Source organism: Micromonospora sp. 15K316, from assembly GCF_004348525.1.
Taxonomy (GTDB): domain Bacteria; phylum Actinomycetota; class Actinomycetes; order Mycobacteriales; family Micromonosporaceae; genus Micromonospora.
Genome location: NZ_SMKG01000068.1, coordinates 19,777 through 27,642, shown reverse-complemented (window position 1 = coordinate 27,642; position 7,866 = coordinate 19,777). Strand labels below are relative to the sequence as shown.

Annotated in this window: 9 protein-coding genes; all 9 read right to left on the bottom strand. The window is 70.9% G+C overall.

Annotated elements, in window-relative coordinates:
* Positions 1-98: 98 nt before the first annotated feature.
* The 9 genes from E1211_RS15640 to E1211_RS15600 all read right to left on the bottom strand — a co-directional run bounded on the left by E1211_RS15640 (position 99) and on the right by E1211_RS15600 (position 7,822).
* Positions 99-725, bottom strand: a complete 627-nt coding sequence (locus E1211_RS15640) for a LysE family transporter (RefSeq protein WP_132349680.1) — start codon at positions 723-725, stop codon at positions 99-101.
* Positions 726-1,131: 406 nt separating this feature from the next.
* Complete coding sequence (locus E1211_RS15635; RefSeq protein WP_132349679.1) at positions 1,132-1,503, bottom strand: metal-sulfur cluster assembly factor; 372 nt, start codon at positions 1,501-1,503, stop codon at positions 1,132-1,134.
* Positions 1,500-1,970 carry a Fe-S cluster assembly sulfur transfer protein SufU gene (gene sufU, locus E1211_RS15630; RefSeq protein WP_132349677.1) on the bottom strand — a complete coding sequence of 157 codons (471 nt, stop codon included), beginning with the start codon at positions 1,968-1,970 and terminating at the stop codon, positions 1,500-1,502. The genes E1211_RS15635 and sufU overlap by 4 nt, the downstream gene beginning before the upstream one ends.
* Positions 1,970-3,274, bottom strand: a complete 1,305-nt coding sequence (locus tag E1211_RS15625; protein WP_132349675.1) for a cysteine desulfurase — start codon at positions 3,272-3,274, stop codon at positions 1,970-1,972. Before E1211_RS15625 ends, sufU begins: the two co-directional genes overlap by 1 nt.
* A gap of 17 nt (positions 3,275-3,291) precedes the next feature.
* The gene (sufC, locus tag E1211_RS15620) at positions 3,292-4,065 is read right to left on the bottom strand and encodes a Fe-S cluster assembly ATPase SufC (RefSeq protein ID WP_132349673.1); all 774 of its coding nucleotides are present in this window, start codon (positions 4,063-4,065) and stop codon (positions 3,292-3,294) included.
* Complete coding sequence (locus tag E1211_RS15615) at positions 4,065-4,391, bottom strand: non-heme iron oxygenase ferredoxin subunit (RefSeq protein WP_132349671.1); 327 nt, start codon at positions 4,389-4,391, stop codon at positions 4,065-4,067. The genes sufC and E1211_RS15615 overlap by 1 nt, the downstream gene beginning before the upstream one ends.
* A complete protein-coding gene (sufD, locus tag E1211_RS15610; RefSeq protein WP_132349669.1) occupies positions 4,391-5,533 on the bottom strand; it encodes a Fe-S cluster assembly protein SufD in 1,143 nt (380 codons plus the stop codon). Before sufD ends, E1211_RS15615 begins: the two co-directional genes overlap by 1 nt.
* A gap of 94 nt (positions 5,534-5,627) precedes the next feature.
* Positions 5,628-7,058, bottom strand: a complete 1,431-nt coding sequence (sufB, locus tag E1211_RS15605) for a Fe-S cluster assembly protein SufB (RefSeq protein WP_132349667.1) — start codon at positions 7,056-7,058, stop codon at positions 5,628-5,630.
* Positions 7,055-7,822 carry a metalloregulator ArsR/SmtB family transcription factor gene (locus E1211_RS15600; RefSeq protein WP_132349665.1) on the bottom strand — a complete coding sequence of 256 codons (768 nt, stop codon included), beginning with the start codon at positions 7,820-7,822 and terminating at the stop codon, positions 7,055-7,057. Before E1211_RS15600 ends, sufB begins: the two co-directional genes overlap by 4 nt.
* Positions 7,823-7,866 lie beyond the last annotated feature (44 nt).

The window sequence follows — 7,866 nt, the reverse complement described above, 5'->3', positions numbered from 1 at the left end:
AGCGCGGTCACCCCGCCGACCCGCGTCGACCATGAGGTCGACGGTGCCCGGGGCGGCGTACCGGCCGAACGTGATCGACCCGGCGGGGCGGTTGCCGGTCAGGTGGCGAGGAGGGTGGTCAGGGCCAGCGCGGAGATGATGGCGCTGGACGCGAGCGCAGTCAGCAGACGGCCACGGGGCCCGGCGAGCGCCCGGCCGACAAGGGTGCCGCCCCCTGCGATCAGCAGCTGCCAACTCGCCGACGCGACGAACGCGCCCAGCACGAAGAGCGCCGCCACCCACGGATCCGGGTCGGCGGCATCGCCGCGACCCAGCACCAGTGCCGCGAAGTAGACGACGGTCGCCGGGTTCAGCAGCGTCAACGCGAGCACACCGGCGAAGGCCCGCCCCGGACTCTCCAGCCCTCGGCCACCACCGCTCGGGCCGACCGCCGGCCGGGGGCGCAACGCCCGCCAGGCGGTGAGGCCGGCGATGGCCAGCAGCACGAGCGCGGCCACCGCACGCAACGGACCGGCGACCGGCGCGACCGCCGCGGCCAGGGCGGCGCCGCCGAGCGCCGCGACCGCCGCGTAGAGACCGTCGGCGGTCGCCACACCGAGGGCCGCCGCGGCGCCGACCCGGAACGAGGTACGGGCGGTCAACCCCAGGATCAGCACGGCGATCGCGCCGACCGGAATGGCGACGCCGTAACCGGCGACCAGGCCAGCGAGGAACGCCTCGATCATGACGGCCGGCGGCGGGTCGTGACGCGACCGCGGGCCCGCTGCTGTCGGCGGGCGCTGACGGCCACGGCGACAGGAACGGGCTTCATCCGGTACGTCTCGATCACGCCGTCATCCTGGGCCATGGCGGCCCGTGCCCGCGACCGATTTCACCCGGCCCCGATCCCGCCGGCCGGCCGAGCCGGCGGCGGCAGCACACTCCGCCGCCGCTCCGGCGGGTCCATCCGGGTGGCGAGCGTGGCCGGCCCCCCCCATCCGCGCCGAACCAGGGCCCCGCACCCGAACAGAGTCGGGCGGCCGTCACCCGGGGCAGCGCCCGCACCGTGAGACGGCGACCGTGGCGAACGGACGCTGGAGACACGTCGGGCGCGGTACCCGCTGGGGTGCCGCGCCCGACGTACGGGATCACTCAGACGTTGAAGCCGAGCGAGCGGAGCTGGTCGCGTCCCTCGTCGGTGATCTTGTCGGGCCCCCACGGCGGCAGCCAGACCCAGTTGATCCGGATGTCGTTGACCAGGCCGCCGCCCGGGCCGGTGGTCAGCGCCTGCCGCGCCTGGTCCTCGATGACGTCGGTCAGCGGGCAGGCCGCCGACGTGAGCGTCATGTCGAGGGTGACCACGTTCTCGTCGTCGACGTGCACCCCGTACACCAGGCCGAGGTCGACCACGTTGATACCGAGCTCCGGGTCGACGACGTCCTTCATCGCCTCTTCGATGTCGGCGACGGCGGCCTTGCCGCCGCCGGTCGCCGGCGTCGCGGCGGTGGTGGTTTCGTCGCTCATGCCTTCACCTCCGGGCTCACGCCCACCCCGGCGCGTGCCGCGGCGTCCTTGAACGCCATCCACGGCAACAGCGCGCACTTCACCCGGGCGGGGTAGCGGGCCACGCCCGCGAACGCCACCCCGTCACCGAGCACGTCCTCGTCCGGCGTGACCTGGCCACGCCCGGACATCAACTCGACGAACGCCTCGTGGACCTCGAAAGCTTCCCCGGCGCGCCGACCGCTCAACAACTCGTGCAGCACGCTCGCCGACGCCTGGCTGATCGAGCAGCCCATGCCGTCGTACGAGATGTCCGTGAGCACACTGCCGTCGGTCGCCACCCGCACGGTGACCTCGTCCCCGCAGGTCGGGTTCACGTGATGCGCCTCGGCGGTGTTCGCCCCGCCCTCGGCGTCGCGCAGCCCACGCCCGTGCGGGTGCTTGTAGTGGTCCAGGATGATCTCCTGGTAGAGCTGGTCGAGCTGCATCAGCTGAACACCTTCCGCACCTGCTCCAGACCCGCCACCAGAGCGTCGATCTCCTCGGTGGTGGTGTAGAGGTAGAACGAGGCCCGCGTCGTGGCCGGCACCCCGAAGCGGGTGCAGACCGGCCGGGCGCAGTGATGACCCACCCGCACCTGCACGCCCAGCGAGTCGAGGACCTGGCCCACGTCGTGCGGGTGCACGTCACCGAGCGCGAACGAGATGGTGCCGCCCCGCCCCACCGGCACGGTCGGCCCGAAGATCCGCAAACCGGGCACCGTGGCGAGGGCGTCGAGGGCGTACGCCGTCAACTCCTTCTCGTGCCACTGGATGGCCCGCATCCCGACGCCGGTGAGGTAGTCCACCGCGGCGCCGAGCGCGACGGCCTCCGCGATCGGCGGGGTGCCCGCCTCGAACCGGGCCGGCGGCGCGGCGAACGTGGAGCCGGACATCGCCACCGTCTCGATCATCGAGCCGCCGCCGAAGACCGGCGGCATGGCCGCCAGCAGCTCGGAGCGCCCCCAGAGCACTCCGATCCCGGTCGGAGCGCACATCTTGTGCCCGGTGAACACGATGAAGTCCGCGTCGTAGTCGACCACGTCCATCGGCAGGTGCGGCACCGACTGCGAGCAGTCGAGCAACAGCAGCGCCCCCACCTCGCGGACCCGCCGGGTGATCCGCGAGGTGGCGTTCACCGTGCCGAGGATGTTCGACGTGTGCACCAGCGAGACGATCTTCGTCCGCTCGGTGACCAGGTCGTCCAGGCCCGACTCGTCGAGCCGCCCCTGGTCGGTGACCGGGAACCAGCGCAGGGTCGCGCCGGTGCGCTCGCAGAGCAACTGCCACGGGACGATGTTCGAGTGGTGCTCCATCTCGGAGATGACCACCTCGTCGCCGGGCCCGAGGCGGAACCGGGGGTCGGCGTCCGGTCGCAGGGACGCGTTGGAGAACGCGTACGCCACGATGTTGATCGCCTCGGTGGAGTTCTTGGTGAAGACCACCTCGTCCGGGCTCGGCGCGTTGATGAACGCGGCGACCTTCGCCCGGGCGCCCTCGTACGCCTCGGTGGCCTCGGTGCCCAGGGTGTGCACCGAGCGGGACACGTTCGCGTTGTGCCGCGCGTAGTGCTCCGCGAGCACGTCGAGCACCTGACGCGGCTTGTGCGAGGTGTTGGCGCTGTCGAGATAGACCAGCCGGTGCCCGTTGACCTCCCGGTCCAGGATCGGGAAGTCGGCGCGCACCCTCGCCACGTCGTAACGCGGCACGTCGTCGTACTGCGGCATCCCCGGCGGGATCGCGATCGTGGTCATCTCCGCGTCCCTCATGATCAGGCCCGAGCCGAACCGGCCCCGGCGACGTACCGCTCGTAGCCCTCTTCCTCGAGCTTCTCGGCCAGCTCCGGGCCGCCCTGCTCGACGATCCGGCCGGCGACGAAGACGTGCACGAAGTCCGGCTTGATGTAGCGCAGGATCCGGGTGTAGTGGGTGATCAGCAGCAGGCCCGTGTCACCGGTGTCGCGGACCCGGTTGACACCCTCGCTGACCACACGCAGCGCGTCGACGTCGAGGCCCGAGTCGGTCTCGTCGAGGATGGCCATCTTCGGCTTGAGCAGCTCCAGCTGCACGATCTCGTGCCGCTTCTTCTCACCGCCGGAGAAGCCCTCGTTGACGTTGCGCTGGGCGAACGCCGGGTCCATCTGCAGCCGCTCCATCGCCCCGCGCAGCTCGCCACCCCAGTTGCGCAGCTTCGGCGCCTCCCCGTCGATGGCGGTCTTGGCGGTGCGCAGGAAGTTAGCCACCGACACGCCGGGCACCTCGACCGGGTACTGCATGGCGAGGAAGAGGCCGGCGCGGGCCCGCTCGTCGACGGACATGGCCAGCACGTCCTCGCCGTCGAGGGTCACCGAGCCGCCGGTGATCTCGTACTTCGGGTGGCCCGCGATCGAGTACGCGAGGGTCGACTTGCCGGAGCCGTTGGGGCCCATGATGGCGTGCGTCTCACCGGAGCGGACGGTCAGGTCGACACCGGCCAGGATCGGCTTGAGCTCACCCTCGGGCAGCTTGACCGACACCTTCAGGTCGCGAATCTCCAGGGTGCTCATTATCGGGTCACTCCATTGCTCGGCGTGAGGCTGACGTAGATGTCGCCGTCGCGGACTTCGACGGGGTAGACGGGAACGGGTTCGGTGGCGGGCAGCCCGGTCGGCTCGCCGGTGCGCAGGTCGAAACGGGACCCGTGCAGCCAGCACTCCAGCGTGCAGCCCTCGACCTCCCCCTCGGAGAGGGCGACCGAGGCGTGCGAGCACTCGTCGTAGACGGCGTAGAAGGCGCCGTCCTCGCCGTGCACCACGGCCAGCTGGGTGCCGTCGACGTCCGCGCTGATCGCGGTGCCCTTCGGCACGTCCTCCGTGGAACAGATCCGGATCATCAGGCGCCCGCCTTGGCGAGCCGCTCCTCGATCGCCGCGCCGAGCCGCTCACGCAGCTCCTCGACCGGGATCTTGTTGATCAGCTCGGCGAAGAAGCCGCGCACCACCAACCGGCGGGCCTCCCCCTCCGGGATGCCCCGCGCCATCAGGTAGAAGAGCTGCTCGTCGTCGAAGCGGCCGGTCGCGCTCGCGTGGCCGGCGCCGGCGATCTCGCCGGTCTCGATCTCCAGGTTCGGCACGGAGTCGGCGCGGGCGCCCTCGGTGAGCAGCAGGTTACGGTTGATCTCGTACGTGTCGGTACCGGTCGCCTCGGCCTGGATCAGCACGTCGCCCACCCAGACGGTGTGCGCACTCCGCCCCTGCAGGGCGCCCCGGTAACCGACGTAGCTGCGGCAGTCCGGCACCGAGTGGTCGACCAGCTGCCGGTGCTCCAGGTGCTGGCCCGAGTCGGCGAAGTAGACGCCGTAGAGCTCGGCCTCGCCGCCCCGGTCGGTGTACTCGACGCTGGTGTACTGCCGGACCAGGTCACCGCCGAGGCTCACCTGGACGTGCACGACCTTCGCGTCGCGGCCCAGCTTCACCTTCAGGTGCTGCGCCTGGACGGCGTCCTCGGCCCAGTCGGCGACCGTGACGAGGGTCAGCTTCGCCCCGTCGGCCACGGTCACCTCGACGTTGTCGGCCAGCGTCGCCGAGCCGACGTGCTCCAGCACCAGGGTCACCTCGGCGAACCGGCCCACCTCGACGACGGTGTGCCCGAAGGCCAGGCCGTCCGCGCCGCCGCCGGACACCCGTACGGTCACCGGCGCCTCGACGACGGCCTCCCGCGCGACCTGGATCAGCAGCGCGTCACCGGCGCCGCCGTACGCGAGCGCGCTGATCCGGTCGAACGGGGTGAGCACGCCGCCCACCCGCGGGTCGTCCTTCGCGATCCGGTCGATCGTCACGCCGGCGGGCAGGTCGCCGTACTCGTGCCGGATCGAGCCGGTGGCGGCCGGCACCTGGCCCACCAAGCCGCGCAGGCGCTTGAGCGGGGTGAACCGCCACTCCTCCTCCTGGCCCGTCAGGGCCGGGAAGTCGGCGACGTCGTACGAGCGCAGCGCCTGCGACTTGGTGGTCGGCGGCGCGGAAGCCTGGGTAGTCATCTCTTCCTTGGTCTGTTCAGCGACTAATCGGAGGGTCGGTCGGGGTTCGCGAGCCCCGACCCGACGGGTCGGGTCCGCGAGAGCGCCGGGCGGGTCAGCCGACCGCGCCCTCCATCTGGAGCTCGATCAGGCGGTTGAGCTCCAGCGCGTACTCCATCGGGAGCTCCTTGGCGATCGGCTCGATGAAGCCACGCACGATCATCGCCATCGCCTCGTCCTCGGAGAGGCCCCGGCTCATCAGGTAGAAGAGCTGGTCCTCGCTGACCTTGGAGACGGTCGCCTCGTGCCCCATCGCGACGTCGTCCTCGCGGATGTCGACGTACGGGTAGGTGTCCGAGCGGGAGATGGTGTCGACCAGCAGCGCGTCGCACTTGACCGTGCTCTTGCTGTTGGTCGAGCCCTCCAGCACCTGGACCAGACCCCGGTACGAGGTGCGGCCGCCGCCCCGGGCGATCGACTTGGAGACGATGGTGCTGCTGGTGTGCGGCGCGCCGTGCACCATCTTGGCGCCGGCGTCCTGGTGCTGGCCCTCGCCGGCCATCGCGACCGAGAGCACCTCGCCCTTGGCGTGCTCGCCGAGCATGTAGACCGCCGGGTACTTCATGGTGACCTTGGAGCCGATGTTGCCGTCGACCCACTCCATGGTGGCGCCCTCCTGGCAGACGGCGCGCTTCGTCACCAGGTTGTAGACGTTGTTCGACCAGTTCTGGATGGTCGTGTAGCGGCACCGGGCGTTCTTCTTGACGATGATCTCGACGACCGCGCTGTGCAGCGAGTCGGAGGAGTAGAGCGGCGCGGTGCAGCCCTCGACGTAGTGCACGTACGCGCCCTCGTCGACGATGATCAGCGTCCGCTCGAACTGGCCCATGTTCTCCGTGTTGATCCGGAAGTAGGCCTGCAGCGGGATCTCCACGTGCACGCCCTTCGGCACGTAGATGAACGAGCCACCGGACCAGACGGAGGTGTTCAGCGCGGCGAACTTGTTGTCGCCGACCGGGATCACCGTGCCGAAGTACTCCTTGAACAGGTCCTCGTGCTCGCGCAGCGCCGTGTCGGTGTCGAGGAAGATGACACCCTGCTCCTCGAGGTCCTCACGGATCTTGTGGTAGACGACCTCGGACTCGTACTGCGCCGCGACACCGGCGACCAGGCGCTGCTTCTCCGCCTCGGGGATACCCAGCCGGTCGTAGGTGTTCTTGATGTCCTCGGGCAGGTCCTCCCAGCTGGCGGCCTGCTTCTCCGTCGACCGGACGAAGTACTTGATGTTGTCGAAGTCGATTCCGGTGAGGTCGGCGCCCCAGGCCGGCATCGGCTTGCGCTCGAACAGCCGCAGGCCCTTCAGCCGCAGATCGAGCATCCAGGCCGGCTCGTTCTTCTTGGCCGAGATGTCCCGCACCACCGCCTCGTTGAGGCCGCGCTGGGCGGACGCCCCGGCGACGTCAGGGTCGGACCAGCCGTACTCGTAGCGACCGAGGGCGGCGAGCTGCTCCTCCTGGGTCAGGGGCTGGACGATCTGCTCGGTCATCTATCTGTCCTCACAGTGGTGACGGTATTTCCGGACTGCGCACGGCCGGGCTGGGTCGGGATGTGCGTGGTGCACACCCCGTCGCCGTGCGCGATGGTGGCCAGGCGCTGCACGTGGGTGCCGACCAGACGCGAGATCACTTCGGTCTCGGCCTCGCACAACTGGGGAAACTCGGCGGCCACGTGCGCCACCGGGCAGTGGTGCTGGCAGAGCTGGCCGCCGGAGGCGATCACGGATGCGCTCGCAGCGTAGCCCTCGGCGGTCAGCGCGCCCGCGAGCGCCTCCGCCCTGGCGAGCGGATCGTCGCCGGCGTCCTCCATGGCCGCCCGGCAGCGGGCCTCCAGCGCGGAGACCTGCTCGGCGGCGAACGCCTCCACCGCCTGGGAGCCGCCGTCGCGGGCGATCCAGCGCAGCGCGGCGGTGGCCATGTTGTCGTAGTGGTGGGTGCCGCAGCGGACCCGGGCGGCCTCGGTCAACACGAAGACCTTCGCGGGGCGACCCCGACCCCGGTGGCCGCGGACCGCCTGCTCCTGAGCGAGCACGTCACCGTCCGCAAGCATCGCGTCGAGGTGCCGGCGGATCGCGGCCGGGCTGAGCCCGAGCGCCGATCCGAGCTGCGCGGCGGTGGTCGCTCCCCGCTCCAGCAACAGCTGGGTCACCCGGTCACGGGTGGAGAGGTCGGCGCCGAGGCCGGCGGACGCGCGTTGACCGGCGACCGGAACGGCCGCCGACCGGTGCGCGGATACCTCCGCCGCCTTTTTCACAACGCCCACGTTACGTATTTCGTCCGGGGCCCGCAAACCGGGGT

Coding starts and splice junctions, on each gene's coding strand:
- sufU (WP_132349677.1), bottom strand. CDS start 1,970: ATGCAGCTCGACCAGCTCTACCAGGAGATCATCCTGGACCACTACAAG.
- sufC (WP_132349673.1), bottom strand. CDS start 4,065: ATGAGCACCCTGGAGATTCGCGACCTGAAGGTGTCGGTCAAGCTGCCC.
- E1211_RS15615 (WP_132349671.1), bottom strand. CDS start 4,391: ATGATCCGGATCTGTTCCACGGAGGACGTGCCGAAGGGCACCGCGATC.
- E1211_RS15640 (WP_132349680.1), bottom strand. CDS start 725: ATGATCGAGGCGTTCCTCGCTGGCCTGGTCGCCGGTTACGGCGTCGCC.
- E1211_RS15635 (WP_132349679.1), bottom strand. CDS start 1,503: ATGAGCGACGAAACCACCACCGCCGCGACGCCGGCGACCGGCGGCGGC.
- sufD (WP_132349669.1), bottom strand. CDS start 5,533: ATGACTACCCAGGCTTCCGCGCCGCCGACCACCAAGTCGCAGGCGCTG.
- E1211_RS15625 (WP_132349675.1), bottom strand. CDS start 3,274: ATGACCACGATCGCGATCCCGCCGGGGATGCCGCAGTACGACGACGTG.
- sufB (WP_132349667.1), bottom strand. CDS start 7,058: ATGACCGAGCAGATCGTCCAGCCCCTGACCCAGGAGGAGCAGCTCGCC.